The sequence below is a fragment of the Arthrobacter sp. NPDC058127 genome (assembly GCF_042884555.1).
Classification (GTDB): Bacteria; Actinomycetota; Actinomycetes; order Actinomycetales; family Micrococcaceae; genus Arthrobacter.
Genome location: NZ_JBHVTT010000002.1, coordinates 549,056 through 575,366, shown reverse-complemented (window position 1 = coordinate 575,366; position 26,311 = coordinate 549,056). Strand labels below are relative to the sequence as shown.

Sequence of the window (26,311 nt, the reverse complement as noted above, 5' to 3'; positions counted from 1 at the left end):
GGGTGCCGCGCCCGGACCGGGACTACGATGTTGGCCGGTTCCCGCGTCCGCCCAAGGCCCGTGTGACATCTCCGGCCTCTTTGAGGGTAGCGCGCAGTTCCTTCGGCAGGGAGAACAGCAGGTCTTCCTCCGCCGTTACCACCTCTTCAACCGCACCGTAACCGTAGTCGGCCAGCAAACGGAGAACGTCCTGGACAAGGACCTCAGGAACGGAAGCGCCGGAGGTGACGCCCACGGTGGCGACGCCTTCGAACCAGCCCTCGTCCACCTCATTCGCGAAATCGACCCGGTAGGAGGCCTTGGCACCATATTCAAGCGCCACTTCGACGAGCCGCACGGAGTTGGAGGAATTCGCAGATCCCACCACGATCACCAGGTCGGCCTGCGGGGCAATCTTTTTGATGGCCACTTGGCGGTTGGTGGTGGCATAGCAAATGTCGTCGCTGGGCGGATCCTGCAACGTGGGAAACCGCTCCTTGAGCATCCGGACGGTTTCCATGGTCTCGTCGACGCTCAGGGTGGTTTGCGAAAGCCAGATGGTTTTCTCCGGGTTGCGCACAGTGACCTTGTCCACTTCGTGCGGACCATTGATGATCTGGATGTGATCCGGGGCTTCGCCGGCCGTTCCTTCCACTTCCTCGTGACCGTCGTGGCCGATAAGGAGAATGTCGTAGTCTTCCTTGGCGAAGCGGACGGCTTCGCGGTGCACCTTCGTGACGAGCGGGCAGGTGGCATCGATGGTGCGCAGACCGCGGTCTTCGGCCGATTGCACGACGGCCGGGGACACGCCATGGGCCGAGAAGATCACGAGGGCGCCTTCGGGTACCTCGTCCGTCTCTTCGACGAAGATGGCACCCTTTTCCTCCAGCGAGGTGACCACGTGCACGTTATGCACGATCTGCTTACGAACGTAAACCGGCGGCCCATAGTGTTCCAGTGCCTTCTCCACCGCGATGACTGCGCGATCGACGCCGGCGCAATATCCGCGGGGGGCCGCGAGCAAGACGCGCTTGGGGCCGGAGACCGGAACGGCGGCCAGCACCTCGTCCGGCGTCCGACGCCTACGCGGGACAGAGGGCATCGGAATGGAAACTGCTGAGCTGGTCATCCCTCCATGCTACCGGCAGCGTTCGCCCGCAAGCTCGGCCCGGCTTTGCGCGAGAAGATCACGACGAACAGGCCAAGAAGCGCAAGCACTCCCGCAGCAATCCAGGCGTTGGTGATCCAGCCGGTGAAATTGTCGACCGAGGCTGCCAGCAACTCGCGCGCGAAGAGGCCGCCCGTGCCGGTTCCGCCCAGGCCCGCGTCGCCTGCCCCCTTCAGCACAGTCGTAGCCATTTGCCACAACGCCGCGACTGCGGCCAGGCCCAGTCCGGCGAACAGGAGAACCACGCCCCTGCGCTTCGCGAAAAGCAGACCCAGGGCAAACAGCAGGACGGCGCCGAGGCCGGCAATCCACCACATCGGCGCATAGGCGGCGATGGCGTCTACCTGCTGGCGCTGGGCAGGGCCGCCGATGTTGATCAGTGTGGAGTCCGGCGTCGCAATGGGGAGGCCGGTTGCCGCGTGCAGCCGGTCCGCCGCGATCTTGACCAAGGGCCCGACGTCGAGCACCAAGGACGTCCCCGCGGTCGGGTTCCCGGAGCTGCCGTTGCCTGCGAAATTCAGTTGGTGGCTCCGGCCTACGGTTTCATTCCACGCTTGCGGGTATTCGGGCCACGTGGTCATTGCGGCGGCCGCGTCTTTGAGGAAGGAAGCGCCAAGTTGTTCCACCGGCGCCGGTAGGTTGATTTTGGATTCAAGGCTCGCGACGGCGGTAGCGGCCAGGCGCGCCTGGAACGCCTGGTCCTTCCCGATCGACGAGGTGAGCGCCACAAACCCGTCTTCCCGGACGATGTTGGCGTCCGTCCATGCCATCGGGACGGCGATTCCTGTGAGCAGAAGGGCAAAGATCACTGCGATTGCAGAGACGAACGAGCGCAATGGATTCCTCAAGTTTGGAGTGCAGCAGTTCCAGGCGGGGCAACGACGGGTAAATGTCGGTCATGCATGCTACAAGGTATGGATAGAGTTGGAAGCCTGCCGCCCGCTTTTCGGTAGCACAATCTTTTCGGTAGCAACGTTTCAGTAGCACCTATAGCAGGGATGCTTCCGGCACCCCCTAGCAAAGTACCAGCGAGGACAGAACCATGCACCAGCCACCAACAGGAGGCTACCCGCGTGTCCTATGATGCCGTACCCGGCGGCGCGCCACGGGCGTTGCCGATTTCCGGACTCCCGAACGCGGGAGACCAGGAAGAAGTGTCCGCCGGAGAAGAGTCCACGAAGGCAGAGTCAACCCTGCCCGCGACGGCGTCGGAGACAAGTCCCGACAATCCTTGGCCGCTGCAGCTTCTGTCCCGCAAGCTCAAGACCCATATAGAACGGGCCCCGGCCGCGTGGATCGAAGGCCAGGTCATCGAACTCAACCGTCGCGGGGGCAGCGCCTTCGTGACGCTGCGGGACACCGACGCCGAAATCTCCTTGCCCGCGTCACTGTGGTCCAACGTCCTGGACCGCCAGAAGATGCCGCTGGAGCGGGGCTCACGCGTCGTGGCCTTGGTGAAACCCGAATTCTGGCTCAAGACCGGCCGGCTCAACATGTCGATCAAGGACATCCGTCCCGTCGGCCTCGGCGATCTCCTCGCCAGAATCGAGCGCTTGCGCCAGGCCCTTGGCGCTGAAGGGCTGTTTTCAGACTCGAGGAAGAAGCGGCTGCCCCTGCTCCCCCACCGGATCGGGCTCATCACCGGCCGCGATTCCGACGCCAAGAAAGACGTCCTGCGCAACGCGGCCCTTCGCTGGCCCGCCGTCGAATTCGCCGTCCGGGAAGTTGCAGTCCAGGGTGTCACGGCAGTCAGCCAGATCCTGGCTGCGCTCAAGGAACTCGATGCCGATCCGCACGTGGATGTGATCGTGATCGCCCGTGGTGGTGGAGCCCTGGAAGATCTGCTTCCGTTCAGCAACGAAGAACTGGTCCGGGCAGTATCCGCAGCGGCCACCCCGGTAGTCAGCGCAATTGGCCATGAGGCCGACCACCCTATCCTGGACGATGTCGCCGACCTTCGTGCATCCACGCCCACCGACGCCGCGAAGAGGATCGTCCCCGACGTCGCCGAGGAACTGGCAAGGGTACGTCAGGCCCGCGAGCAGCTACGCCGCGGCGTCGGACGCCTCGTGGACCGCGAAACGGATCGACTCCATGCGTTGAGATCGCGCCCCGTGCTGGCGTCCCCCGAGGGAATGGTCATTGCACGGGAAGAGGACGTCGAACGGCTCCGGAAACATGCCCACACCGCGGTGAGCTCCGCAGTTGTACGCGCACTTGATCAGGTGCACCACCTCCGCGCCCAGGTGAGGGCATTGTCCCCCCAAAAAACGCTCGACCGGGGGTACGCCGTCGTCCAGGTCGCAGGGGCGGACGGAGTGGGCCATGACGTCGTCCGGAACCCGGATCAAGCCCCCGACGGCACGGAGCTGACCCTCCGCCTGGCGGAAGGCCGCCTTGCGGCCGTATCTTCCGGAGCTCCCGTATCTTCCGGAGCTCCCGGGCACCCCAGTAAGCACCAGCACAATGAGGACTGAGAAATGACAGCAGAGAACACATCCCCTGCGGCCAAGGCTTCCGCCGACAACCTGGACGCCCTCAGCTATGAGGAAGCCCGCGAGCAGCTCATGGCCGTGGTTGGCCGCCTTGAAGCCGGCGGAGCAAGCCTTGAAGAATCGCTCGCTCTCTGGGAACGCGGCGAAGCCTTGGCGAAGCGCTGCGAAGAGTGGCTGGAGGGTGCCCGCAGGAGGCTGGCCGCGGCCCGGAACAGCGGCGAGGATGACCCGGCGGCCAGCTAGGATCGGACCGCCAGGGCCCGTTCCGCCGCCACATCAAAGTCGGCTTTAGGCCAGCCCAGATCCATTTTCTCGAGCGCCTCCAGAAGAAGCTCCTGGACAGCGATCCTCGCAAACCACTTCTTGTTCGCCGGAACCACATACCAAGGCGCTACCTCGGTTGACGTTTTCTCGAACACGAGCTGATAGGCCTCCATGTAGGAATCCCAAAACGCGCGTTCCTTGAGATCGCCCGTGCTGTACTTCCAGTGCTTGGACGGGTCGTCCAAGCGTGACAGCAGGCGTTCCTTCTGTTCATCGCGGCTGATGTTGAGCATCACCTTGACGATCGCCGTGCCCTGTTCGGCGAGGCGTGCCTCGAACCCGTTGATGGCCGCGTAGCGCCGTTCCAGTTCGGCCTCATCAGCCCAACCGTGCACTCGGTGAATGAGCACGTCCTCATAGTGCGAACGGTCAAAAACCCCGACGAATCCGGCGGCGGGAAGTGCCTTCTCGATCCGCCAGAGGAAATCGTGGGCTTTCTCCTCGTCGGTGGGAGCCTTGAACGGAGCAACCTTGACACCTTGGGGATCCATGGATCCGACGACGTGCTCCACGATCCCGCCCTTGCCGGCAGTATCCATTGCTTGAAGGATCAACAGCACCCGTTTGGAGGAGCCAAACTTTCCCTCGGCAAAGAGCATTTCCTGCAGTTCGTCCAAGCGTTCGTCCTGGGCGGCCAGTAAGGCGACGCCGTCAGGCTTCTTCCCCTTGTAGCCCGGCGTCGATTCCGGGTCCACCTCGGACAACAAGAAGCCCGGCCGGGCTTTCAGTTCCTTTGACGGACTGTGCTTGAAACGCACTGCAGCGGCCATTTCGACGTCCCCTCTGGTCCGGCCGCATTCATCGCGGCTTGCACAACAGGCTAGTTGCCTTGGTACCGCCCCAGGAAGTCCGCCATGCGGCCGATCGCTTCTTCAATATCCTTGACGTTTGGCAAGGTCACCATGCGGAAGTGGTCCGGACGCACCCAGTTGAAGGCCCGTCCATGTGAGACGAGGATCTTTTGTTCCTTGAGTAGGTCGAGGACGAACTTCTCGTCGTCGCGGATGTGATAGACCTCAGGGTCCAACTTCGGGAACAGATAAAGGGCACCCCGGGCCTGTTGTGTGCTCACGCCAGGAATGGCGTTGAGCAGATCGTAGGCCTTGTTCCGCTGTTCAAGGAGCCTGCCGCCGGGCAGGATGAGATCGTTGATGCTCTGGTGGCCACCGAGGGCGGTCTGGATGGCATGCTGCGCCGGCACGTTGGCGCACAGGCGCATGTTGGCCAGCAGGTTGATGCCCTCGAGGTAGTCCGACGCGTCCTTCTTGGGACCGGAGATGGCCATCCAGCCGGCACGGTAGCCACATACCCGGTAGGCCTTGGACAATCCGCTGAACGTCAGGCAGAGCACGTCGTCGCCGGTGAGTGCGGCAAGATTCACGTGGACAGCGTCTTCGTAGAGGATCTTCTCGTAGATCTCATCGGCGAACACCACAAGGCCATGCTTCTCGGCCAGGGCCACGATCTTCTTGAGGGTTTCCTCCGGGTACACAGCACCCGTGGGGTTGTTCGGGTTGATGACCACGATGCCCTTGGTTTGAGGCGTGATCTTCGATTCCATGTCCTCAAGGTCCGGCTGCCAGCCCGATTCTTCGTCGCACAGATAGTGGACCGGACGGCCGCCCGCGAGTGCGACCGAGGCGGTCCAGAGCGGGTAGTCGGGAGTGGGAATGAGAATCTCATCCCCCACTTCCAGCAAGGCCATGAGCGACATGGTGATGAGCTCGCTGACGCCGTTGCCAAGATAGATGTCGTCAACGTGGATGTTTTGGATGCCGCGGGTCTGGTAGTACTGCGAGACGGCGGTGCGGGCCGAGAAAATTCCGCGCGAATCGCTGTAGCCCTGGGCATGTGGCAGATGGCGGATCATGTCCACCAGGATCGCGTCCGGCGCTTCAAATCCGAACGGTGCCGGGTTTCCGATGTTCAGTTTGAGGATGCGGTGACCCTCTGCCTCCATCTGCTGGGCGGCCTGAAGAATCGGTCCACGGATGTCGTAAAGGACATTATGAAGCTTGGTGGACTGCTTGAATTCTGCCATTCATCAAATATGCCATACCGGGGATGTACTTCCGTTGAGACATCACTCACATTCAGGACGACGGCGGCGAGGCCCCCAAAGGGTTCCACGCCGCCGTCGTCCTTGGCAGGGGCCTCCGCCGCCTGGGCCCCCGCTACCTCCCCAATAGAGCTTGCGAGATTGGGGAGGTAGCGGGGAGGGTTCCCTGGGCGAGCGGAGCGAGGCGAGGGAGGCGGTGGGGACCTACTTCACGATCCCTTTGTCCTTGAGCCAAGCGGCAGCAGCGTCCTTGGGATTCTGCTTTTGGTTGCCGCTGACTGCCCGGTTGAGGTTGATGAGGTCATCCGTGGTCAGGATCTTGGAAACGTTGTTGAGGGCTGCCTTCGCCTTGTCCGTCATCTTGGCCATGTTGTACAGCGGGAGGACCTGCTGGGCCTTGAAGTTGTTCTTGGGATCATCCAAGACCACCAGGGCGTTGTCCTGGATGGACGGCGTGGTGGTGTAGATGTCGGCAACCTGGACGTCGTTGGAGAGCAGGGCCTGCAGCGTGAGGTTGCCGCCGCCGTCGCTGAACGGCTTCAGGCCCTTGAGCACGCAGTTGTAGTTGGCCTTGAGGCCCGGGAACCCATAGGCGCGGGTCTCAAAGGTTGCAGGTGCTGCCATCGTGAAGTCCCCACAGACCTTGGCAAGGTCTTCGATGGACTTGAGCTGGTACTTCTCCGCCGTGGCCTTCGTGACAACCATGGCGTCCTTGTCTTCAGCCTTGGCGGGGTCGAGCACTCCGAGGCCCTGTGGAAGCTTCCCGGGCAGCGCTTTGTAGACGTCATCGGCCGAGACCTGCGTGGCGTTGGCGTCCAGGTAGGACAAGAGGTTGCCGGAATAGTCGGGGGCGAGGTCGATCGAACCGTCCTGGACAGCCTTGAAGTAGATTTCCCGGGATCCGATATTGGGCTTGGTGGTAGCAGTGACGCCGGCGGCGTTAAGTGCTCCGGCGTAGATTTCGGCGATGACTTGGCTCTCGGGGAAATCTGCCGAGCCCACAGTGAGCGAGCCGCCGGCCCCGGAGGGAGCGTTGGTGGACGGGGTGGACAGCGGGCTGCCGCCACACGCGCTCAGAGCAAGCGCAATGCCGACTCCGGCCGCCAGGCCGCCGAACCCGCGGCGGGTCAGGGTGACGGGTTGCTTCATGCGGTACCTCCTTGAACGGCAGCCCCTGCTGGTGCGGCGGCTGCGAGATCTCCGGCGGCCTTATGGCCGCCGCTGGAATCGATGGAAAGTCCGGGCGGGAGGAGGATCCTCTGCGCCATGGCCAGAATGAGGTCGACGGCGATTGCCAACGCCGCGATGAGCAGTGACCCGCCGAGCATGCGGGGGAAGTCCTGGAGGACCAATCCGTCAAAAAGATAACGCCCCAAGCCGCCCAACGGAAGGTACGCCACCACGGAAACCGTTGCGATGACCTGGAGGACCGCCGTGCGGATGCCACCGAACATGACCTGGAGTCCGTTGGGCAGCTCCACGCGGAACAAGATCTGGAGTTCTGTCATGCCCATGGCCCGGGCCCCGTCAACCACTGTTGGATCCACGCTGGAAATCCCCGCGTAGGTCCCGGCCAGGAGGGGCGGCACCGTCAAGATGACCAGGGCCCAGACGGGAGGCATGAGTCCGCTTCCCGCCAACAGGGCAAAGAGGACAAGTAGGCCGAGGGTGGGCAGGGCCCGCAAGGCGCCGGCGAATGCCACGGCAACGACGCGCCCATGTCCCGTGTGGCCTATGAAGAGACCCAGCGGCACGGAGATGGCCGCGGCAATCACCAGGACCAGCCCGGAATACTGCAAGTGTTCCAGGAGCCGCGTGGCGATTCCGCCGCTTCCCGACCAGTGAACCGGATCCGTGAGCCAAGCGAGCGTATCCACGAAGATGTTGCTCATCGGGCCGCCTCCGCGTGGATCTCGGCATCCGCGATGAACTGCGCTGCTTTGGCGTCTTGCTTGGCGGTTGCCGCACCGGCACGCGTCCAGGGCGTCAGCAGCTTCTCGAGCAGGACCAAGAACGTGTCCATGATGAGGGCCAGCAGGAGAATCGCGATGATGCCGATGACCACCTCAGTGACGAACGCTCGCTGCAGGCCGTCGGTGAACAGCATTCCCAAGTTCCCGACCCCCAGCAGCGCGGCGACGCTCACGAGGGAGATATTGCTGACGGACACCACGCGCAGGCCAGCGAAGAGCACTGGCAAGGAAAGCGGAAGGTCGATCTGCAGGAACCGTGCGGTCGGCTTGAATCCCATGGACACTGCCGCCATGCGGAGGTCGTCGTCCACGGAATCGAACGCGTCCATTGCGGCCCGCACCAGCAAGGCAACGGCATAGAGGGTGAGGGCAACCACCACGTTGAGCGGATCCAGGATCCGGGTTCCCAGGATCGGCGGCAGGATAATGAAAAGCGCCAGGGAAGGAATGGTGTACAGCAGGGAACTTCCCGTGGTGACGACGGTCCTGAGGGTACGGTTCCGCCGGGCCAGTTGCCCCAAGGGAACCGCAATGAGCAGACCCAAAACCATGGGAATCAAAGCCAGGATCAGGTGCTCGCCGGCCCGCTCGAAGACCATGCCGCTGTTCGCCAGGAACCATTCCATCAGGGGGCGTCCTCCCGGTTGTGCCGGGTCTGCTCAATGAGCGCCAGCACTTCATCGGCTTTGAGGACGCCCGCGAGCCTGCCGTCGTCGTCGACTACTACGCCAAGGCCCGAAGGTGAGGACAACGCGGCATCCAGCGCCCGGCGGAGCGTATCCCCGCGCCGGAACAAGGAGCCTCCGGGAATCAGTCCGGCGCCGTCGCGCGGCGAGGCCCATCCCATGGGCCGGGAGTCGCCGTCGAGCACCAAGGCCCATTCGTTGGTCCCTGCGGCCACTTGCGGGGCCTCGACCGTCTTGACCGGATGCACCGCAACAGCATCGGCGGGGTTGAAGGATAGGTGGCGGAACCCCCTGTCACGGCCTACGAAGGATGCTACGAAGTCATTGGCGGGGGCCCGGAGGATCTCTTCCGGGGCCGCGTATTGCGCCAATTTGCCCCCGACGGCGAAGACGGCCACTTTGTCACCGAGCACGGTGGCCTCATCGATGTCGTGGGTGACGAAGACGATGGTCTTGGCCAGTTCGCGCTGGAGCCGGAGGAGTTCCTGCTGGAGTTCGTCGCGGACCACGGGGTCCACCGCGCTGAAGGGCTCGTCCATGAGCAATACGGGCGGGTCCGCTGCGAGCGCGCGGGCCACCCCGACTCGCTGCTGCTGGCCGCCGGACAACTGGGACGGGTACCGCTTGCCGAGCACCGAAGCCAGCCCGACGACGTCGAGCAGCTCTTCCGCCCGTTTGCGGGCCGCCGCCCTGGAAACGCCGTTGAGCCGCGGAACGGTGGCAATGTTGTCCAGCACGGAACGGTGCGGCATGAGTCCCGAAGACTGCATGACGTAACCCATGGAGCGGCGCAACTGTGCGGCCGGTTCGTTCGAAACATCCTTGCCGGCCACAGTGATGGTGCCCGAGGTGGGCTCTACCATGCGGTTGATCATCCGCAGGGACGTGGTCTTTCCGCAGCCCGAGGGGCCGACGAATACGGTGATGGCACCCTTGTCGATAGACATGCTCAATCCATCAACAGCGGGTTGTCCGCCCTGATACTGCTTGGTGACGCTCTGGAACTCAATCATGGCTTCAGCCATTCCGGGGCTTACCTAACTTTTCGGGCCGCAAATATCAACGATGGAACTCAATCAACAGCGAACTGATGTTCTACAGCCTAACCAGCACCACCGACGATGTCAGCGCAGGCGCGAAGACCGTAATGAATCGGCAATGCTCAGGGCGTCGGCAGTTTTCCGTTGAGGGGCCGCTCACTGTGCAGGCGGAGGCCGATATCGACCAGGGACACCCGGTTCAGTCCGGAAACCTTGCCCAGCGGCACCCAGGCGGCGTGGGTCGTGCTGCCGTCTATCTCATGGGTCAATTCGCCGCCCGTGATGCTTGCCTCGTAGACCAGACGGATTGCCTGGAAATCACGGTCTGATCCGTCGAGCCGCTCCTCACCCGGCCAGTGGCCGACGTCGATGCCCAGCATCGCTCCGATATCGGCGTCGTACCCTGTTTCCTCCTGGATCTCGCGGCGGCAACCGTCCACGGGATGCTCCCCCAAATCAAGGCCTCCTCCAGGGAGGGTCCAGCCTTCCTTGCCGTCTTGCTTCCAATAGGCGAGAAGGATCGCTCCGTCGCGGATGACCACTCCGTACGCGGCCGGGCGGGTGTCGAACTGGATGCTCATGGAGCCAGCCTAGGCCTAAGCTGGGAGGAACACTGTTCAGCACATGGAGTTGTATTGTGACCAACTTGGAAACGGCCCCGTCGCAGGAAGTCTGCCCAGCCGGACATCCCGGGCAAGGACCCTTTGTGCAGCTCTGGCCGGCCCGCGAGGTTCCCCTGGGCGGCGTCCGGGCCATGAATGTCTCCCGCACGCTCCCCCAGCGCGGCATGCCGACCGTAGGCGCCTGGTGCTTCCTGGACAGCTTCGGCCCGGACCGCATCGCGATGAGCGTCCTTCCCCATCCGCACATGGGACTGCAGACGGTCACATGGCCCCTCGAGGGCGAGGTGCGGCACCGCGACAGCGTCGGCAGCGACGTCGTGGTCCGTCCCGGGCAGTTGAACATCATGACGGCGGGCCGAGGCATTTCGCATTCCGAGTTCGGCGTCCTGCCGGCAGGACTTCACCCTGACGCGCCCGACGGCGGCGCCCTCCTGCCGCTGTCCCGGGGCCTGCAGTTGTGGGTTGCTTTGCCCGACGCCGTAAGGCACCAGGCGCCGTCGTTCGAGCAGATCATCGAGCTGCCGGTGGTCGTGGCGGACGGTTTCAGGGCTACGGTTCTCGTGGGCGAATTCGCCGGGCAGCGCTCCCCCGCGGTCATGTACAGCCCGATTGTCGGGGTCGAAGTCTCAGCCTCGGGCGCCGTCGAGCTGCCGCTGAATCCCGATTTCGAGCATGCGGTTCTGGTCCTGGACGGTTCCGCGGTGATCGACGGCCAAGAAGTCGACCCCGGCCCCTTGGCCTTCCTCGGCATGGGCCGGGAATCGCTCCGCCTCGACGCATCTCCTGGAACCCGCTTCATGCTCCTGGGCGGCGAACCCTTCGAAGAGGACATCCTGATGTGGTGGAACTTCGTGGGCCGGACGCACGAGGAAGTGGAGCAGGCCCGCGAAGACTGGGAAGCCCAGGCGCTCCTGAGCGACGAGGACGCCCGCACCGCGCGATTCGGTTGGATCCATGGCCACGGGCCCGACGCCGGAGCTGAAGCCGGGCGCATCCCCGCACCGCCCATGCCGGGTGTCCAGCTCAAGCCGAGGTCACGGAACAGGGCTACTGACTAAGGTTTGGCGACGCCCAAAAGGTTTGGCGACCCCGGAATTCGCGCGTCGCCAGTCTTTCTCCGTATCCGCCAGCCGTATGCGCGTCGCTTTTAGGCCTGTTCCGCGACAATCCGCAGCACACCGAAAACCGGTTCCTGGTCCAGGACCCGCACATCGGTGATTCCGTGCGCGGCAAGTCCCGCCCGGAAAGCGGATTGCAAGGGCTCCACGTTCATGCCGAGCCCGCCGCCCAGAATCACCGGTCCGGGCAAGCCAAGCTGGCGAACGGCCTGCGCCGCCAGCTCCGCGAGATCCCGTCCTGCCTGGTCCAGCAGTTGGCGGCTGATCTCGAGCCCTTCGCGCGCGGTCGCGACCACGGCGTTCGCGCGCTGGGCCCAGTACCGCCGGTCGGTGTCCTCCGAATGGAACAGTGCGATGAGTTTATTTGGGTCGTCCACTCCGCAGGATTCCAAGAGGGCCACTGTGAGGCCATCGGGTTCGAGCCCTTTGTTCATGCGGCGCAGGCTGTGACGCACTGCTTCCCGGCCCAACCAGTAACCGCTGCCCTCATCGCCCAGGAGAAAGCCCCAGCCGCCGGCACGGGCTTCCTCCCCCTCGGCGTTCTTTCCCCAGGCCGCGGATCCAGTCCCGGCGATGACAGCCACTCCCGTGCTGGCCCCGCCTGCCGCCAGTAGCAAGCGGGAATCGTGGACCACCGTGACTTGTGCACCCGGAACATGGGGTTCGATCAGTTCGGCGAGGGCGCGGGCATCGGCGTCGGTGTCGATTCCGCCTGCCCCGGCAAGGACGCGGTCCACGTCGCCGCCACCGATCATGGCGAAGAGCTCGGCGAGATTCCTGGCCGCTGTCTCCCTGCTGACGTTCTGGACGTTGGAGCTGCCCGTGCTTTCGTCTCGGACCGGTTTGCCGTCTTCGAACCGGACACCGCGGGTCTTCGTGCCGCCGATGTCGAGCCCGATGACCGTTGCGTCGGGCCGGGGGGTCTTGTTTTCTGCAGTCTCCACGTCCAAAAGCCTAGCGCGGGCGCAACGGGTGGTCCTATTGGGTTCCGGCTCGCGCTTCGCTTCCGGACCGAGCCTTGACAAGCCCTGCGAGCAGCCCCGGCCCTTCGGAAAGCACCAGTTCCCGGAAAAGCCTGACGGGGTCCGGTTCCTTGCGCCGTTCGCGCCAGGCAATCCCTATCTCCCGGTATGCGAGCTCCGAGTCGAGCGGCACTTCCACCCACCCGAGGTCCGTGGAATCCAGGACCCCTTGTGGTCCCGGCCCCAGTCCTCCCGGCGGCAGGATGCTGTAGCCCAATCCGGCGGACACGAGCCCGCGGATGGTATGCGAGTCCTGGCTCTCGAAAGCCACCCTAGGGCGAAAGCCCGCATCCCGGAAGATCGCGTCGGTCAGCGAGCGCAGGCCGAAACCAGGTCCCATGGAAACGAACGGCTCATGCTTGAGCTCGGTGAGCCCCACGCTGGCCCGCCGGGCCACCGGATGGCGGTGATGCACCACCAGCCGCAAAGGCTCGCGGTACAGCGCCGCCGAGCCGAGGTTCCTGCCCGGAGCCGCCACGGGAGCCGTCAAGGCGAAGTCGGCGTCACCGGCAATGAGTGATTCAAGGCAGGCGGCACGCGCTCCTTGGCTGAGCTCGAAGGCCGTGAAGGGGTGCCGGCTCCGGAATGCGCTCATGAGCAGTGGCAACGTGGCCTCGCCGAAAGTGTGCTGGAAGGTCACCGCAATTCGACCGCGGACAACATCGGATTCGTGGCGGACCACGTCCAGCCCCGCTTGGAACTCCGCGAGCGCCGCTTCGATATAGGGAAGCAGCGTCTTCGCTGCAGGGGTCAGGCGGACACCGCGGCCCTCACGGATAAGGAGTTCGGTCCCGACGACGGCGCTTGCCCGGGCGAGCGCCCGGCTCACCGTCGATTGGGGTACTCCGAGCAGTTCGGCCGTCTCGGTGACATGTTCTGTCCGGCCAAGCTCAGCTAGCAGTGGGAGCAACGGCAGTAGTTGGACCAAGTGCTTGTGTTCGATGTCCACGCTTGTCCACCTCGGATCGACAATTTTCAAAACCATCCATACTCGCTATCAATCGTAAGTGAATCATGCATTGGAATCATCACTTCCGCTCGCCATACTGTGGAGAAGTGAGTAAAAGCGCAGTATCCAAGAGTCCCGCAGAGTCCGATTGGGAAGGCCATCTGAAGGGCTCCACCGCCTACCGGAGGATCCTCGCCGGGTTGGCCCTCGCCGGCGTGGCCACGTTCGCGCAGCTGTACTCCACCCAGGCCGTCCTGCCACTCATGGCGAACGAGCTGCACATCACCGCGGCAGAGGCGGCGCTCACTATTTCCTTGGCCACGGTAGGCCTCGCGGCAACGGTGCTGCCCTGGTCCTTCGTTGCCGACAAGATCGGCCGCGTGCGTGCCATGGCCATCGGAATCGCGGCGGCCACCGTCCTGGGCCTGCTCGTCCCCCTGGCTCCCACTTTTCCGCTTGTCCTCGCTTTGAGGGCGCTGGAGGGCATGGCCCTCGGCGGTATCCCGGCGATCGCGATCGCGTACTTGAATGAAGAAGTCAACAAGGTGCACGCCGCGCTGGCCGCTGGAAGCTACGTGGCCGGCACCACCCTCGGCGGTCTTGCCGGCCGCTTGCTCGCGGGCCCCGTCGGCGAATTGTGGGGCTGGCGAGCCGCCGCCTTCGCAGTCTCCATCCTTGCGACAGCGTCGGCCGCACTGTTTCTGGTACTGGTCCCGAAACCGCGCCGCTTCACCCCGCGTTCGGCCGGAGGTTTCCGCGGGGCAATGAAGACGCTGGCAGGCCACTCTTCCAATCCACGGCTGCTGGCCCTCTATATTCAAGCGTTCCTGTTGATGGGTGGATTCGTAGCCGTCTACAACTACCTCGGATTCCGTCTCCACGCCGCGCCCTTCGGACTGCCCGCCACCGTAGTCAGCCTGATTTTCCTCGCCTATTTGTCCGGAACCGTGAGCTCCCGATGGGGAGCCGGATTGTCCATGCGCTTCGGCCGGCGGACGGTCATGCTCGCCGGGATAGCGACCATGACGGCCGGCCTTGGACTCACTCTGTGGGACAACATCGCCGCGGTTCTGGCGGGCTTGGTGGTCTTCACCGGCGGCTTCTTCGCCGCGCACAGCATCGGAGCAGGCTGGACCGGGACCATCGCAACGAGCGGCCGCGCACAAGCAGCCTCGTTGTACAACCTCTCCTACTACCTGGGTTCCAGCGTTATCGGCTGGGCCGGAGGACTCGCCTTCCAGGCTTTCGGTTGGACTGCACTCGCTTGGACGGTCATCGCGCTGGGGTGCACGACGGCGGTGATCACCGCCGTCGTGCACCGATCCCCGGCGCGCCAAGTCGCCGTCGTCGTCTCCTCCGCGTGACCACGTACGCGCCGCACGGCACGGCAGATGGACCCCCGGATTGAATTACCTCTAGGCTGCCCGTTTAGGTTCGGACGCCGGAGCGATGTCTGCGCCCGCCCGTCCCGGAAGCGTGGGTTCCGCCAACAGGGTGCGCGCATGGAGCACGTCCCCGATGAACCAGTCGTAGATCAGCACACCGATCACTCCACCGACGAGGGGGCCGACAATCGGGATCCAGAAATACCCGCTGAACGCTCCGTCAACGGTGCCCGGCAGAGCCGTCTGCCCCCATCCGGCGAGCCACGCAAACAGCCGTGGTCCGAAGTCACGGGCAGGGTTGATGGCGTATCCGGCGTTCGCGCCCACGGACATGCCGATCGCCGCCACGGCCAGCCCGATCATGAACGGGCCCAGGTTCGACTGCACGGCCGTGTTGCGCATGTCGATGATGGCCACGACGAACAAGACGAGGAAAGCCGTGCCAACAATTTGGTCGACCAATGGACCCACGGGATTACCGTTGAAATACGGTGCCGGGAAGGTCGCGAAAATGGAGTAGGTCGCCAGCCCCTTTGGATCCGCGCGCCCGGTGCCTACAGCCTTGTTATAGGCGTCGATGGCATCGTGATAAAGCAGGTACACCAGCGCGGCTCCGGCGAAAGCCCCAACAATCTGGGCAAGGATGTACGGGCCTACCTTTTTCCACGGGAACTTCCGCCGGACCGCGAAAGCCACCGTCACCGCCGGATTGATGTGCGCCCCGCTGACCCCACCGCCGACGTAGATTGCCATCATTACCGCTATGGCCCATCCCCACGTGATCAACAGCCAGTCGCCGGCGGCCATGAAGATCGTGGTCGACGTCGCGGCCCGTCCCGAGCCGGGCAAGGCGGCAACCGCCATGGCCACAACCCCGTCGCCGAAAGCGATCAGCACAAATGTGCCGAGGAACTCGGCAAGGAGCTCACCCCAAGTACCACCCAGTTGCTTGAGGCCGCTTCCTTTGCGGACTGCATTCCGTAGTGGACTGACTTCACTCATTCCGAGTGCCTCCTTGAGTCATCCGATTCACCTTTGGAAATTGACAACCCCAGCAACTTCATGGTATGTCGAACGACCTACGGTAACCAGCCGATTGCCTTAGGTAACCAAGACTCAAGGTCCGGAATAGGGCTAACGGGTGGACTCGATGGCCTGGACCAGGTCGTCGATGATGTCGGCGGGATCTTCCAGGCCGATGGAAAGCCTAAGCATGCGCGCCTGGGGCTTGGCCTCCGGAGCCACAGGGCGGTGGGTCAACCCGGCGGGGTGTTGGATCAGCGTGTCGGTACCACCCAGCGACACTGCGTGCGTAATGAGGCGGACGGAGCCCGGAATGCGCTCCGCATGCTCGGCCGATTCAAGGTCGAAAGAGATCAACGAACCCGGACCGCTCATCTGCGTACCCACCAAGTGCAGCGGATCGCACTCGGGAAGCCCCGGGTAGTACACCTTGGCGACGAGCTCGTGGCCGGCGAGCGCTGCAGCGATCTTGTGGGCGTGATCCTGCTGGGCCCGCACCCGAATGGGAAGGGTCGACAGGCCCCGGTGCAACAGGTAGGCGGGCCACGGAGTCAGGATGCCGCCGGTCACGGCACGAACCCGGCGCAGGCGAGTGGCCCACTCTGGACTTGTTGCCACCACGCCACCCATGGCGTCGCCGTGGCCGCCCAGGAATTTCGTGGCGCTGTGAAGCACCATCGCGACGCCGTGCCTGAGCGGTTGCTGGAGGATCGGGGTGGCAAAAGTGTTGTCCACGAGAACCGGAACATCTCCGGCGTCGGCCACCAGTCGGTTAAGGTCCACCAGATCCAGGCTCGGGTTCGCGGGCGTTTCCACCACCACCAGTCCCGTGTCCGGACGAAGGGCATCCTGCACACCGTCGGCCTTGACGAAGGTGACCTGGTTGCCAAGCAGGCCGCTGGCCAGGACGTGGTCCGTGCCGCCGTAGAGAGGCCGCACCGCAACCACGTGCGTCTTGCCTTCCGATTGGGCGGCCAGCAGCACTGCGCTGAAGGCAGCCATGCCCGAGGCAAAACCGACAGATTGCGCTGCACCTTCGAGCGCCGCTACGCCGTCTTCGAACCTGGCTACCGTAGGATTCCAAAGACGCTGGTACACCGTGCTCTGGCCCTCGAGGGGCACGCCGCCCGTAGCCATCTGCTCGTAAGCGAGGCCGCCGTCGTGGACAGAAGGCAAAGGCGCCGTGGTTGATAGGTCGATCGGGACTGCGTGCAGGCCCTGTTCCGTGAGTCCTGTCCGGCCCGCGTGGACTGCGAGTGTATCGATGGCTGTCACTGCTCTCCTTGAATTATTCACCGTTGAATTCGGTTAGTATCTGGCAATAATTCGGAGATTGACAGTGCAAATGAATGGATTGAGCGGAAAATGGCATCTATGATGAATAGACAGCACTTTCAGGAGGATCCGTGAGCACCACCCCGAAGAACGTTCGGCCCGTCGGCATCAGCGAGCCCTTGGATGCGATCGACGAACGCATCCTCGCGGCTTTGGTTGACGACGCCCGGATCTCCAACAAGCAACTGGCCGAACTGGTCGGAATCGCTCCGTCGACGGCGCTCATGCGCACGCGGTCGCTTTCCGAACGCGGCATTATCGAGGGCTTCGAGGCTGTCCTCAGCCTCCCGGCAATCGGCCGATCGGTCCAGGCCTTGATCGCCGTGCGCCTACGCGCCCATGACCGCGACCAGATTGACCGCTTCACGGCCCGGGTTCCCGCCCTCCCTGCAGTGATCTCCACCTTCCACACTTCGGGCTCCGTGGACTATCTGCTGCATATCGCAGTTGCCAACACCGACGACCTTCGCGACTGGGTCCTGGACAACCTCGCCACCGACCCAGTGGTGGGCCACACCGAGACCACTTTGGTCTTTGCCCACATCCAAGGCAATCACGGGCCACTGCCGGAATAGCGGTCGGGTTAGACCCAGCTCAGTGACCTGGCTCGAGGCCCGAGTGAGAAGCCCCCATGGCGTCCCGGCGAAGATCACCGAGTTCCTGCCGCCGCCTGGACGCCGCTCGCTGCGCGGCCAGGTCGACCGGAGGAATGTAGCGCCTGCGCTCGGCCCAGGAAACCAGGCCGGCTCCGACTCCGGCTGCTGCCGATTCCAGCATGGAGGGCCGGCGGTAGGTGCCGCATGATGCGGTGGCAGTGCTCATGACTCTTTCCCTTCGGTGGCTGCTGCGTGCGACTTCGCGTCGCGGGATTTCTTGTCTCCGGCCCACGCCGGGACGCCCAGGATCGGGAATGCGTTGAAATGGATCTGCACAGGGCGGGCATCGTCCGCCTCGGGTTCGCTCCTGATTTCCTCCAGAAGATTGCGGGCGAAGGCTTCCATGGCGTGGGCGTAGCGTCCGAGCTGCTCGGCCGACATCCGGGCGTTGGCAGTGTTGACGATGGCAGCGTCGAGCCAGTCTTCGCTCAGGGAGTCCATGCCGTGCGCCATGAAGTCGGCGAGCACGGCCTGCCTGCTGCGTTCGAACTCACGGGTGACCAGCCGCGATGCCTCCTGCGTTGCCGGCGAATGTGCCAACTCGGGCGAAGTGATCTGGATAGCGCCCTTGGGCCGCTCCCACCACCGCTCCCGCGCAGTCCCCTTGCCTTGGACTTCGTGGACGAAGTCGAACTTGGCGAGTTGCCGCAAGTGGTAGCTGGTAGCACCACTGGATTCATCGAGGAGTTCGGCCAGGCTGCAGGCGGTCTGTGGCCCATAACGGGACAGCATCTCGAGGATTTGAACGCGCAGGGGGTGCGCGAGCGCTTTCAGGGATGCCGTATCGACCTTGCGGACGGGGAATTCCTGCTCTTGAACCTTGTCCATGCCGGAAACGCTACTCTTGCAAAGAAACCTTTGCAAGCATTTCTTTGCAAATCAATCTTTGCGAACTTGGACTTGGCGGATCAACCGCCCGTCAGCCGTTCCGGAGCACCCTACGAAGGGACAAGGCAGCCAAGACCGTCGCCGCAAGCCCGCACACCACAGTGAAATAGCTGGCAGCGGCGCCCAGCCCAATGACCGAGGCGGCCAGGCCCAGCCCGATGACCGGCACAGCACTGCCAAGGTAGGTGATCACGTAGACGGTGCTGATGATCTGGGCATGCCGGGACGCTTCCACCTTGCTTGCAACATCGTTGAACACCAGCCGGAAGGCGATCCCCTGCCCCACCCCCGCGGACAGGCTCGCTGCCACCAGCAGCACCGGACTGGACAGGGATGCCGCCGCGCCGACCAGGACAATGGAAACTCCCAGGACCGCCAGTCCCATGGGCACGGCGAACCGTCCGCGGACTGTCAGCAATTGGCTGAGCGCGGACGCACCGAGCGTCAGTCCGGCGAGCAGTCCGGTCATGGGGCGCGAATCTGCGTGCACGACGACGGCGAAGTAGCCGGGCGCGAGCGAAAGGCAGAATCCGAACACAGCAAAACTGAGGAATCCCACGCTTGAGGCCAGCCAAAACGCTCCCCTGGCTTCCCGCGACACGGAGGGCCGTCGCGGGGCGAGCACGGTGTAGGGACGCGGGCCTTCGGCAGGCCGAATCGCCGGGCGTGCCTTGAGAAGCCAAAGCGGGACAAGCAATAGGAGCAGGACGGCCGCGTGGATGAAGAACGGCGTCGAGGTGGCACCCGGGAGCAGCGAAAGCAATCCGCCGATTGCGGGACCCGCGGCCACCCCTCCGGAGGAAGACAGCAACGTGAAGCGGGAAGCCCACTCAGGCCGGGACGGAAGCAATTCGCGCAAAGCCGCCGAGCTCGCTCCGGTTGCGAGGCCTACGGCAACGCCTTGGAGCATGCGGCCGGCAGAGAGCATCAAGAGGCTGTCAGCGTTGGCGAAAACCAGCCCGCCCACGAAGCCCACTAGGACAGCCAGCACCAGCGCCGCACGCCGGCCGATATGGTCCGACCAGTGGCCGGCGAGCATCAACACGGCCACCAGCGCCAGGACGTAGCTCGCAAAGGCAATCGCCACGCCCAGTGACGTAATTCCCAGCTCCGCCTGAAGCAACGGATACAGCGGGCTCGCCAAGTTGGCACCGACAAGCAGTGTGAACGTGACGGCGCCGGCCAGGACCAGCCGTGCCGTGGTGGAAGCATCCCAGCCCCAGCGCCCGGCGGTGGCCGGTCGCATGCGCAGTTCGCTAAAGACAGTCATTTCCGTGCCTTCGCCTCAGCGGCCGTCGCGAAACCTGGCCTTGTGGGCCGGGACTGTACGGCCCAAGATATTGATGGCAACAGGATGTCGTAGATCTGCCATATAGATCAGATCTCCGTGGAAGAATTGATCAGGACAGTCAAAATTGACGTCCAAGGATGACCAAAAATGAGCTGGAGTGATGATTTGAACACCCTCGATCCGACGGACCTGAAGATCCTGCTCGAGTTGATCCGTGATCCCAGGGTTCAGGTCGGCGAACTCAGCGAGTCCTTGGGGATCGCACGCAACACCGCCCAATCGAGGATGCGGCGTCTGGTCCGCTCGGGCGTACTGAACGACGGCGGCCGCGAGGTCGACCTCGAAAAGGTGGGGTACGACGTCGTCGGCTTCGTGACGTTGGAGGTCACCCACCGGGAACTCGACGGCGTGATCGGAGCCTTGCGCCGCATCCCCCAGGTCCTTGAGGTGCATGAAATCTCCGGGAGGGGCGATCTCCTATGCCGGGTGGTGGCCACCGACACGCACAACCTGCAAACCGCGCTTCGCTCCATCCTCAGAACCAAAGGCGTCATCCGCACAGAAACGGTCCTTGCCCTGCACACCCATATCCCCTACCGGACAGAGCCGCTCATCGGCAGGCTCGTGGACGCGGCCGGGGCGGCCGGCGCCACGAAACGGGTCAAAGCGCAGGTTTCCACCGATTCGCCACTCAGGGAAGCCGACTAGGATTCCAGAATGGATTGGCTCTCTTCTCTTCAGCACCTCAATTGGCTGGCCATACTCCTGGCGTTCGTTTCCAGCATGGTCATCGGATTTGTCTGGTACATGCCGGCGGTCCTCGGCAGACGGTGGATGCAGGCCATCGGCAAGACCGAGGAAGACCTCAAGAAGATCGACGGCGGCCCAGGAATCTGGATCCCCATGATGGTGGCCGCAGCACTCACGAGCATCCTGTTGGCCGTCCTTATCGGCAGGCTCGGTGTGCATGGAAGCCTGGCCGGCGGATTTTTTGCGCTGGTCATTGCGGTCGTCTTCCGCGTTGGCGCCCACGTGATCCACAACGGCTTCGCGGGCAGACCGTCTGCCGTGACCCTCATCGACTCCGGCCATGACATCGTGGCCATGACTGTCGCCGGGTCAATCATCGGGGCTTTGCCGTAAGGGAGGAGAATAACCTCGTGACCATCATTGACAATGCCGTCTATGTGAACGGTATCCGGACCGCGACTCCGGAAAGCCTTGAGCAAAGCGTCGAAACACTGGCCGCCCACGGCGGGATGGTGTGGATTGGACTGTACCGGCCGGACGAGACGGAAATGGCGGCAGTGGCCGCCGAGTTCGGCCTCCACTTGCTCGCCGTAGAGGACGCCGTCAATGCCCACCAGCGGCCCAAGCTGGAGCGGTACGACAACAACCTCTTCACCGTCCTGCGGCCTGCGCGATACGTGGACGCTACGGAGACCGTGGAGTTCGGTGAACTGCATATCTTCACGGGGAGGAACTTCGTGGTCACGGTCCGGCACGCTGAAACACCCGGGGTGGCCAGGGTCCGTCGCGATCTGGAACAACAACCGGAGCTTCTGCGCCATGGTCCCGAAGCCGTCCTTTACGCATTGTTGGACCGAGTGGTGGACGACTACGGCCCCGTGATCTCGGGGCTGGAAAACGACATCGACGAGATCGAGGACCAGCTCTTCGGCGGGGATCCCCTGGTTTCGCGGCGCATCTATGAACTTGCCCGCGAGGTCATCCAGTTCCAGCGCGCAATCAACCCCCTCCCGGACATGATGGCCTCCCTGAAGCGCGGGTTCGAGAAATACGGTGTCGACATCGAACTGCAGCGCAAACTCCGCGATGTGGAGGACCACGTCGAACAAGTCATATCCCGCGCCAATGGTTTCCGGGACCTGCTTCAAAACGCCCTGACCCTCGACGGGACCCTGACCGCGAACCGGCAAAACGAGGCGAGTGCGGCACAAAACGAACAAACCAAGAAGATCTCCTCGTGGGCCGCGATCTTCTTTGCACCGGCATTCGTTACCGGGCTCTACGGCATGAACTTCGACATCATGCCCGAGCTCCATTGGACGTTCGGCTATCCCATGGCGCTCGGCATGATGGTTGCCGCGGGCTTTGTCATGTATGTCATCTTCAAGCGGAAGAACTGGCTCTAGTGTTCCCTGCCTCTGCCGGGCGACGCCTCGATGCGTCAGCTCTCATGGCGGAGATCATCGCCGACGCCGACGCTTCAGGTTTCGTCCTGGAGCCGGCCCAGGCCGCGGCCGCTGCCCGGCTCTGCCAGCTCGGCGAGGCCCTCACTGTCGGGCGCGAGGGACTCCGCCGCCCGGGACTCCTACGATGGCGGACCCCGCGCAGCGTCTACCTTCACGGTCCGGTGGGGCGCGGCAAAAGCTGGCTCATGGACAGCTTTTACCGCCAGTTGCCGGGGCGTAAAAGGCGCATCCATTTCCATGATTTCTTCCGCCAACTGCATCGAGGTGACGTCGAACTATCCACCGGATAAATTGTTGCCGAACCCTCTGTGGCACGATCACTTCGTGCCGACCATCGGGGTGATCAAGGAGATGATGGACATCATGGAGATCGACGGAGACACAGATTTCCGGCGTTCGCAGGTTCCCGGTTCCGCTGCGACACCCAGCGGCTCCAGTGGACTGAAGGCATTCAGCAGGGGCAAGATCATTACGCCCGGAACGCCTGCGCAACTCGGAGCCTTCGGTTTGTTCCCGCCATCGAAGGCACAAGAGCGGATCCTCACGCCCACGACGCAACGACTCACCGTCAAGGCGGCCGACGACATGCTCTGGGTCAGTTTCGCGGAATTGTGCGGCCGCCTCATGTCGACGGCGGACTACTTGGCTTTGGCGGAGGACTACGGAACCTGGGTGATCGACGGCGTGCCGTCGCCGACGATCGGGTCGACCGCCGGTTCTGCACCGGCCTGGCAACGGTTCAGCAATGTGGTGGATGTCCTCTACGACCAGGACATCACGCTGTTCCTGGTGGGCCACGGCCCCCTGGACTGGGATCTTGCCCAGGATCCGGCGCACCGGACTGGCTCCCAGCAAAGAAGCGCCCAGCCCGTTGACCTGGCCGGAATCGCGAGCCGGCTGTCGCTCCTGGGCCGGGTGGAGTCCTCGGTGCCTTTTGAAGAAGTGGAGGCCGGGGGCAGCTGAAGGCACGGCCTTGGCAAACGGCCCTACGCTTCAGTAATGGTCTACGCGAGGTAGAGATATGGCAGGTTTGAACCTGAGAACGACCGTACGGAAGCAGACGCTCGTCTTCGTCGTTGCCGTGCTGATGATCATCTTCGGCTTTGCCGAGGTCGTCACGGGCTTCGCGCATGACTTCGTGGGGTTGGTCACAGCAGCAGACGCGCTCACCACGATCATGGGGGTTGGCCTCGGCTTGTGCTACGTCGCTGGAGGAACACTCCTGTTGTGGTTCACTCGGCGCACCGTGCTTGCCGCGGTACTTCTGTTGCTCGTCGATATCCTCGGTCGCATCGCGATGACGCTGTCGGGGATGTACCCCGTCGATACTCCGAAACAAGTGATTGGCATCGTCGGTGGGACCGTTGCAGCCGTCATTTTCGCTGGTATCGCGTTCTGGAAGTATCGCGTGCTATCCAGGATCCGCGGCTCGAAGGACAACTGGGGCGCGAACAACCCGCTGCCTTAGCCTGGCTACGTCGGCCCCTACCGGCTACGTCGGAGATGCGGCTCATGAAAGATCCGGAGCACGTGGGGCGGTGTGTGAAAATTTTGGCATGTCTTCCCCTCAGTCACTGAGCGAGGCCGATCGCCGCATCGTCGCGGCATGGGCGGCGGACTGTGCTGAGCGAGTCCTGGTCTTCTTCGAGACGGAGGCCCCCACAGACGGCCGACCACGTGATGCCATCGCCCGCGCTCGGGCGTTTGCTCACGGTGAACTCGACGCCGCGAAAGCGGCCGGGCTGGCCACTCCGGATCAGCCCACGGCCATCTCCGACGAGATCTCCTGGCAACTCGCGAACATGAGTGCTGAAGTGAGGGCGGCGCTTCGGCAGCTGCCGCCGGTGGGTGAGGACTCCGCGGGCCCGCTCGGTTCCGGACTTCTCGCGTCGGGCCTTCTTGGGTCAATCGTTCGGAAGATTCAGGCCGCTATCGGCAGTAGCACGCCACAGGGGGGTGTCCGGTAGGCGATCGGGGGCGGTGACTTCAGTCAGAAGACGAAGGACGCCCTAGATCGCCCCTCCGGCGGTGGGCGGCGCACCGATGTCGTTGCCGCCGTCGCCGACTTGCTCCCGGGCGACATAGTTCTCGATGTCGAAGAGGTTGTCCGCGCGCTCTGCGATATTCAACAAAGTAGTCATCGAGGCAACTTCTTCGACCTGCTCCTTCAGGAACCACAACATGAATTGCTCGCCGAGGGGATCATTCTGATCCCTCGCTGCCCGGAAGAGCTCCTCGATGTTGCGGGTGACTTCCTTTTCCTGGGCCAACGCCAAGGCAATCGGCTCCTGCACGTTGGCAAAGTCGTTGCGGACGGCCGGAACTCCCGGAATCTGGACCGGCTGGTTACGGTCCAACATGTACTGGACCATCATCATGGCGTGGTTGCGCTCTTCCAGTGCCTGGCGGTAGAAGTGTGCCGCCAGCTGCGGTAGATCCTGGCCATCAAAGTAGACCGCCACCGCGATGTACTGTTGGGACGCAGCAAACTCGTTTCCAACCTGGGCGGACAGGAGCTCGTTGAATGTCTTCTTTGCCATGCGCCCGATCCTACCTTTGGCACTTGGTGCGGGCAGGAGCTTCAGAGCAAAAAAACGAGCCCGACGCCGGCTGCCGCGGCTCCGACGCATGCCGCCATAGTGCCTACTCCGTTGAGGAGGGCCAGGCCGGTGCGGCCGGCCTGGACAAGCCGGACGGTCTCCAAACTTGCCGTACTGAAGGTCGTGTATCCGCCGAGGAATCCGGTGCCGAGAATCAGCTGAAGTGATTCGGGAGCCTGATGTGACATCACGAGCCCTGCCAGGATCCCCATGAGCAGCGACCCGGAGAGGTTGATGAAGATCGTGCCGAGCGGCAGAGCAGTCCGGGCCCAGGAACGGACCACCCCATCCACCACGAACCGGGCGGCCGCCCCTGCGCCACCCGCGAGCGCTATCAGAAGGAGGGTCATGGCCGGGCCTTCTGCCTCTCTCGGGCGGACTTGTGCTGGAGCGCCCCAAGCCAAATACCGAGGGTTGTGGCCGCGACACCGCCTAACAGGCTGGCTACCAGATACCAGATGGCGTCCATCCCGCGTCCTGCTCCGAAGAGATGCACCGAGTCCAGGGCCAAGGTGCTGTACGTGGTGTAGGCCCCAAGGAAACCACTTCCGATGCCCAAGCGGGCAATCCGGCGGAGACCGGCGTCGGGCCCGCTCCGGGCGAGCGCTTCGAGGAGCCAGCCAAGCGCGAGCGCACCGGACAGATTGATAAGCAAGGTGGGCAGCGGCCACGCGTTTGGCGCCGGAAGGGCCATGCCGAACCCGTAGCGGCTCAAAGCCCCCAGGATTCCGCCCGCCGCGACAAGCAGAACGAACCGCCCGTGCAGATGGAGCGGGCGGTGCGGGTGCCGGTCCGGTGGTGCCGTCTGGGCTTTGGCTCCTGGCGGGGCGGTGCTGCTTTCCTTCATTGATCCCTGCTTGGGTCGTGACGGCCCAAGGGAACCATGAGCACGGGGCAGTTCTGGCGATGCGCCAGGTGCAAGGCTACCGATCCGGTGACCAGTCCTTCAAACTTCGGGCCGAGGCCGTGTTCCTTGGTTCCCACGACGATCATGGATGCATTGATACTCGCCGCATAACGGCCCAGTGACCGGGCAGGCTCGCCGGCGAGCGTCACGAAGGTCCACCGCACGCCCGTTCCGTCGAGTTGATCCGCGATGCGGGATTGGAGCGACTCCGAGATGGCCGCGGCGTCGTCGTCGATTCCGTCGGGATCGATCGGTTGGGCCGCCAGATGCCCATCCCGGTCCCCGGCGGCAGGGAAGCTCGTGACATCAGCGAAAGCCAGGACCAGTTCCAATCCGGCGCTGAGCGCTACTTCGGCGGCCTTCTCGACCACCGTGACAGGCTGGTGCGGGAGCACCCCGGCCAGCACCGGACCGGCCAAGCGGGCGGGGCTCGCCTTGGCCAGCGGCGTGTCCTCGCCACGCGGGTTGCTCATGGGGCCCTCCAATGTCCGTGTTGTCAGGGTGCGGCTTCCGTATTGCTCCAGTATGGGCTTCTACAGCTGGCGTTGTCCCAAGCGCTACGCGAGAATGTCGA

The 26,311-nt window shown here is 63.8% G+C and carries 32 protein-coding genes; 12 read left to right on the top strand and 20 right to left on the bottom strand.

Features of this window, described 5'->3' with window-relative positions; all coding sequences use genetic code 11:
- Positions 1 to 22: 22 nt before the first annotated feature.
- Together ACFVTG_RS06085 and ACFVTG_RS06080 are read right to left on the bottom strand one after the other, a co-directional pair.
- Positions 23 to 1,108, bottom strand: a complete 1,086-nt coding sequence (locus ACFVTG_RS06085) for a 4-hydroxy-3-methylbut-2-enyl diphosphate reductase (protein ID WP_390278910.1) — start codon at positions 1,106 to 1,108, stop codon at positions 23 to 25.
- Positions 1,105 to 1,983, bottom strand: coding sequence for a hypothetical protein (locus ACFVTG_RS06080; RefSeq protein ID WP_284751651.1), 879 nt, complete (start codon positions 1,981 to 1,983; stop codon positions 1,105 to 1,107). Before ACFVTG_RS06080 ends, ACFVTG_RS06085 begins: the two co-directional genes overlap by 4 nt.
- 318 nt (positions 1,984 to 2,301) lie before the next feature.
- On the opposite strand from ACFVTG_RS06080, the gene xseA reads away from it, so the two are divergent.
- Positions 2,302 to 3,624 carry an exodeoxyribonuclease VII large subunit gene (gene xseA / locus ACFVTG_RS06075; protein ID WP_390278954.1) on the top strand — a complete coding sequence of 441 codons (1,323 nt, stop codon included), beginning with the start codon at positions 2,302 to 2,304 and terminating at the stop codon, positions 3,622 to 3,624.
- 3 nt (positions 3,625 to 3,627) lie between these two features.
- The gene (locus ACFVTG_RS06070) at positions 3,628 to 3,885 is read left to right on the top strand and encodes an exodeoxyribonuclease VII small subunit (RefSeq protein WP_284751652.1); all 258 of its coding nucleotides are present in this window, start codon (positions 3,628 to 3,630) and stop codon (positions 3,883 to 3,885) included.
- Here ACFVTG_RS06070 and ACFVTG_RS06065 read toward each other — a convergent pair.
- From ACFVTG_RS06065 to ACFVTG_RS06035, 7 genes are all read right to left on the bottom strand, one after another.
- Positions 3,882 to 4,736, bottom strand: coding sequence for a polyphosphate kinase 2 family protein (locus ACFVTG_RS06065; protein WP_390278907.1), 855 nt, complete (start codon positions 4,734 to 4,736; stop codon positions 3,882 to 3,884). The two genes, ACFVTG_RS06070 and ACFVTG_RS06065, sit on opposite strands and share 4 nt — an antisense overlap.
- Before the next feature lie 50 nt (positions 4,737 to 4,786).
- A complete protein-coding gene (locus ACFVTG_RS06060; RefSeq protein WP_390278905.1) occupies positions 4,787 to 6,007 on the bottom strand; it encodes a pyridoxal phosphate-dependent aminotransferase in 1,221 nt (406 codons plus the stop codon).
- Between the two features lie 222 nt (positions 6,008 to 6,229).
- Positions 6,230 to 7,174 carry an ABC transporter substrate-binding protein gene (locus ACFVTG_RS06055; protein ID WP_284751655.1) on the bottom strand — a complete coding sequence of 315 codons (945 nt, stop codon included), beginning with the start codon at positions 7,172 to 7,174 and terminating at the stop codon, positions 6,230 to 6,232.
- Positions 7,171 to 7,917, bottom strand: a complete 747-nt coding sequence (locus tag ACFVTG_RS06050; protein WP_284751656.1) for an ABC transporter permease — start codon at positions 7,915 to 7,917, stop codon at positions 7,171 to 7,173. The genes ACFVTG_RS06055 and ACFVTG_RS06050 overlap by 4 nt, the downstream gene beginning before the upstream one ends.
- The gene (locus tag ACFVTG_RS06045; protein ID WP_284751657.1) at positions 7,914 to 8,624 is read right to left on the bottom strand and encodes an ABC transporter permease; all 711 of its coding nucleotides are present in this window, start codon (positions 8,622 to 8,624) and stop codon (positions 7,914 to 7,916) included. The genes ACFVTG_RS06050 and ACFVTG_RS06045 overlap by 4 nt, the downstream gene beginning before the upstream one ends.
- Complete coding sequence (locus ACFVTG_RS06040; RefSeq protein WP_390278902.1) at positions 8,624 to 9,709, bottom strand: ABC transporter ATP-binding protein; 1,086 nt, start codon at positions 9,707 to 9,709, stop codon at positions 8,624 to 8,626. Before ACFVTG_RS06040 ends, ACFVTG_RS06045 begins: the two co-directional genes overlap by 1 nt.
- A gap of 137 nt (positions 9,710 to 9,846) precedes the next feature.
- Entirely contained in the window at positions 9,847 to 10,305 is a 459-nt protein-coding gene (locus tag ACFVTG_RS06035) for an NUDIX hydrolase (protein ID WP_284751659.1), read from the bottom strand.
- A gap of 56 nt (positions 10,306 to 10,361) precedes the next feature.
- Between ACFVTG_RS06035 and ACFVTG_RS06030 the strand changes: the two genes are divergently transcribed.
- The gene (locus tag ACFVTG_RS06030) at positions 10,362 to 11,405 is read left to right on the top strand and encodes a pirin family protein (RefSeq protein ID WP_390278899.1); all 1,044 of its coding nucleotides are present in this window, start codon (positions 10,362 to 10,364) and stop codon (positions 11,403 to 11,405) included.
- Positions 11,406 to 11,494: 89 nt separating this feature from the next.
- On the opposite strand, the gene ACFVTG_RS06025 is transcribed toward ACFVTG_RS06030, so the two are convergent.
- Both ACFVTG_RS06025 and ACFVTG_RS06020 read right to left on the bottom strand, forming a co-directional pair.
- The gene (locus ACFVTG_RS06025) at positions 11,495 to 12,409 is read right to left on the bottom strand and encodes an N-acetylglucosamine kinase (RefSeq protein WP_284751661.1); all 915 of its coding nucleotides are present in this window, start codon (positions 12,407 to 12,409) and stop codon (positions 11,495 to 11,497) included.
- A 34-nt stretch (positions 12,410 to 12,443) separates the two neighbouring features.
- A complete protein-coding gene (locus ACFVTG_RS06020; protein WP_390278897.1) occupies positions 12,444 to 13,436 on the bottom strand; it encodes a LysR substrate-binding domain-containing protein in 993 nt (330 codons plus the stop codon).
- A gap of 107 nt (positions 13,437 to 13,543) precedes the next feature.
- Here ACFVTG_RS06020 and ACFVTG_RS06015 point away from each other — a divergent pair, with 107 nt between their 5' ends.
- Positions 13,544 to 14,800, top strand: a complete 1,257-nt coding sequence (locus ACFVTG_RS06015) for an MFS transporter (protein ID WP_390278895.1) — start codon at positions 13,544 to 13,546, stop codon at positions 14,798 to 14,800.
- A 51-nt stretch (positions 14,801 to 14,851) separates the two neighbouring features.
- Here ACFVTG_RS06015 and ACFVTG_RS06010 read toward each other — a convergent pair whose 3' ends face one another.
- The gene (locus ACFVTG_RS06010) at positions 14,852 to 15,823 is read right to left on the bottom strand and encodes an MIP/aquaporin family protein (RefSeq protein ID WP_390278893.1); all 972 of its coding nucleotides are present in this window, start codon (positions 15,821 to 15,823) and stop codon (positions 14,852 to 14,854) included.
- Positions 15,824 to 15,955: 132 nt separating this feature from the next.
- Positions 15,956 to 17,119, bottom strand: a complete 1,164-nt coding sequence (locus ACFVTG_RS06005; RefSeq protein WP_390278891.1) for a trans-sulfuration enzyme family protein — start codon at positions 17,117 to 17,119, stop codon at positions 15,956 to 15,958.
- A gap of 131 nt (positions 17,120 to 17,250) precedes the next feature.
- Between ACFVTG_RS06005 and ACFVTG_RS06000 the strand changes: the two genes are divergently transcribed.
- Entirely contained in the window at positions 17,251 to 17,754 is a 504-nt protein-coding gene (locus tag ACFVTG_RS06000) for an Lrp/AsnC family transcriptional regulator (RefSeq protein ID WP_078108298.1), read from the top strand.
- Between the two features lie 19 nt (positions 17,755 to 17,773).
- Here the strand turns inward: ACFVTG_RS06000 and ACFVTG_RS05995 are convergent, their stop codons facing one another.
- The 3 genes from ACFVTG_RS05995 to ACFVTG_RS05985 form a co-directional block, all read right to left on the bottom strand.
- Positions 17,774 to 18,001 (bottom strand): 2-nitropropane dioxygenase, encoded by a 228-nt coding sequence (locus tag ACFVTG_RS05995; RefSeq protein WP_390278889.1) that lies wholly within the window; start codon positions 17,999 to 18,001, stop codon positions 17,774 to 17,776.
- Positions 17,998 to 18,663 (bottom strand): ArsR/SmtB family transcription factor, encoded by a 666-nt coding sequence (locus ACFVTG_RS05990; RefSeq protein ID WP_390278887.1) that lies wholly within the window; start codon positions 18,661 to 18,663, stop codon positions 17,998 to 18,000. The genes ACFVTG_RS05995 and ACFVTG_RS05990 overlap by 4 nt, the downstream gene beginning before the upstream one ends.
- Positions 18,664 to 18,754: 91 nt before the next feature.
- A complete protein-coding gene (locus ACFVTG_RS05985; RefSeq protein WP_390278885.1) occupies positions 18,755 to 19,993 on the bottom strand; it encodes an MFS transporter in 1,239 nt (412 codons plus the stop codon).
- Between the two features lie 168 nt (positions 19,994 to 20,161).
- On the opposite strand from ACFVTG_RS05985, the gene ACFVTG_RS05980 reads away from it, so the two are divergent.
- The 7 genes from ACFVTG_RS05980 (at position 20,162) to ACFVTG_RS05950 (ending at position 24,197) form a co-directional block, all read left to right on the top strand.
- Complete coding sequence (locus ACFVTG_RS05980) at positions 20,162 to 20,722, top strand: Lrp/AsnC family transcriptional regulator (RefSeq protein WP_390278883.1); 561 nt, start codon at positions 20,162 to 20,164, stop codon at positions 20,720 to 20,722.
- 9 nt (positions 20,723 to 20,731) lie between these two features.
- Positions 20,732 to 21,157 (top strand): DUF1761 domain-containing protein, encoded by a 426-nt coding sequence (locus ACFVTG_RS05975; protein ID WP_284751670.1) that lies wholly within the window; start codon positions 20,732 to 20,734, stop codon positions 21,155 to 21,157.
- A 17-nt stretch (positions 21,158 to 21,174) separates the two neighbouring features.
- Positions 21,175 to 22,170, top strand: coding sequence for a magnesium/cobalt transporter CorA (gene corA / locus ACFVTG_RS05970; protein ID WP_284751671.1), 996 nt, complete (start codon positions 21,175 to 21,177; stop codon positions 22,168 to 22,170).
- Positions 22,170 to 22,520, top strand: a complete 351-nt coding sequence (gene zapE, locus ACFVTG_RS05965; protein WP_390278881.1) for an AFG1/ZapE family ATPase — start codon at positions 22,170 to 22,172, stop codon at positions 22,518 to 22,520. The genes corA and zapE (ACFVTG_RS05965) overlap by 1 nt, the downstream gene beginning before the upstream one ends.
- Positions 22,521 to 22,554: 34 nt before the next feature.
- Positions 22,555 to 23,193, top strand: coding sequence for an AFG1/ZapE family ATPase (zapE, locus tag ACFVTG_RS05960; protein ID WP_284751673.1), 639 nt, complete (start codon positions 22,555 to 22,557; stop codon positions 23,191 to 23,193).
- A 58-nt stretch (positions 23,194 to 23,251) separates the two neighbouring features.
- Positions 23,252 to 23,698, top strand: coding sequence for a hypothetical protein (locus ACFVTG_RS05955; RefSeq protein ID WP_390278879.1), 447 nt, complete (start codon positions 23,252 to 23,254; stop codon positions 23,696 to 23,698).
- An 88-nt stretch (positions 23,699 to 23,786) separates the two neighbouring features.
- The gene (locus tag ACFVTG_RS05950) at positions 23,787 to 24,197 is read left to right on the top strand and encodes a putative immunity protein (RefSeq protein ID WP_390278877.1); all 411 of its coding nucleotides are present in this window, start codon (positions 23,787 to 23,789) and stop codon (positions 24,195 to 24,197) included.
- Positions 24,198 to 24,239: 42 nt separating this feature from the next.
- Here the strand turns inward: ACFVTG_RS05950 and ACFVTG_RS05945 are convergent, their stop codons facing one another.
- The 4 genes from ACFVTG_RS05945 to ACFVTG_RS05930 are packed head-to-tail and all read right to left on the bottom strand — an operon-like array spanning position 24,240 to position 26,210.
- Complete coding sequence (locus ACFVTG_RS05945; protein ID WP_284751676.1) at positions 24,240 to 24,770, bottom strand: ferritin; 531 nt, start codon at positions 24,768 to 24,770, stop codon at positions 24,240 to 24,242.
- Positions 24,771 to 24,811: 41 nt separating this feature from the next.
- Complete coding sequence (crcB, locus tag ACFVTG_RS05940) at positions 24,812 to 25,180, bottom strand: fluoride efflux transporter CrcB (protein ID WP_284751677.1); 369 nt, start codon at positions 25,178 to 25,180, stop codon at positions 24,812 to 24,814.
- Entirely contained in the window at positions 25,177 to 25,677 is a 501-nt protein-coding gene (locus ACFVTG_RS05935) for a fluoride efflux transporter FluC (protein ID WP_390278874.1), read from the bottom strand. Before ACFVTG_RS05935 ends, crcB begins: the two co-directional genes overlap by 4 nt.
- Positions 25,674 to 26,210 carry a universal stress protein gene (locus ACFVTG_RS05930; RefSeq protein ID WP_284751679.1) on the bottom strand — a complete coding sequence of 179 codons (537 nt, stop codon included), beginning with the start codon at positions 26,208 to 26,210 and terminating at the stop codon, positions 25,674 to 25,676. The genes ACFVTG_RS05935 and ACFVTG_RS05930 overlap by 4 nt, the downstream gene beginning before the upstream one ends.
- Between the last annotated feature and the right edge of the window lie 101 nt (positions 26,211 to 26,311).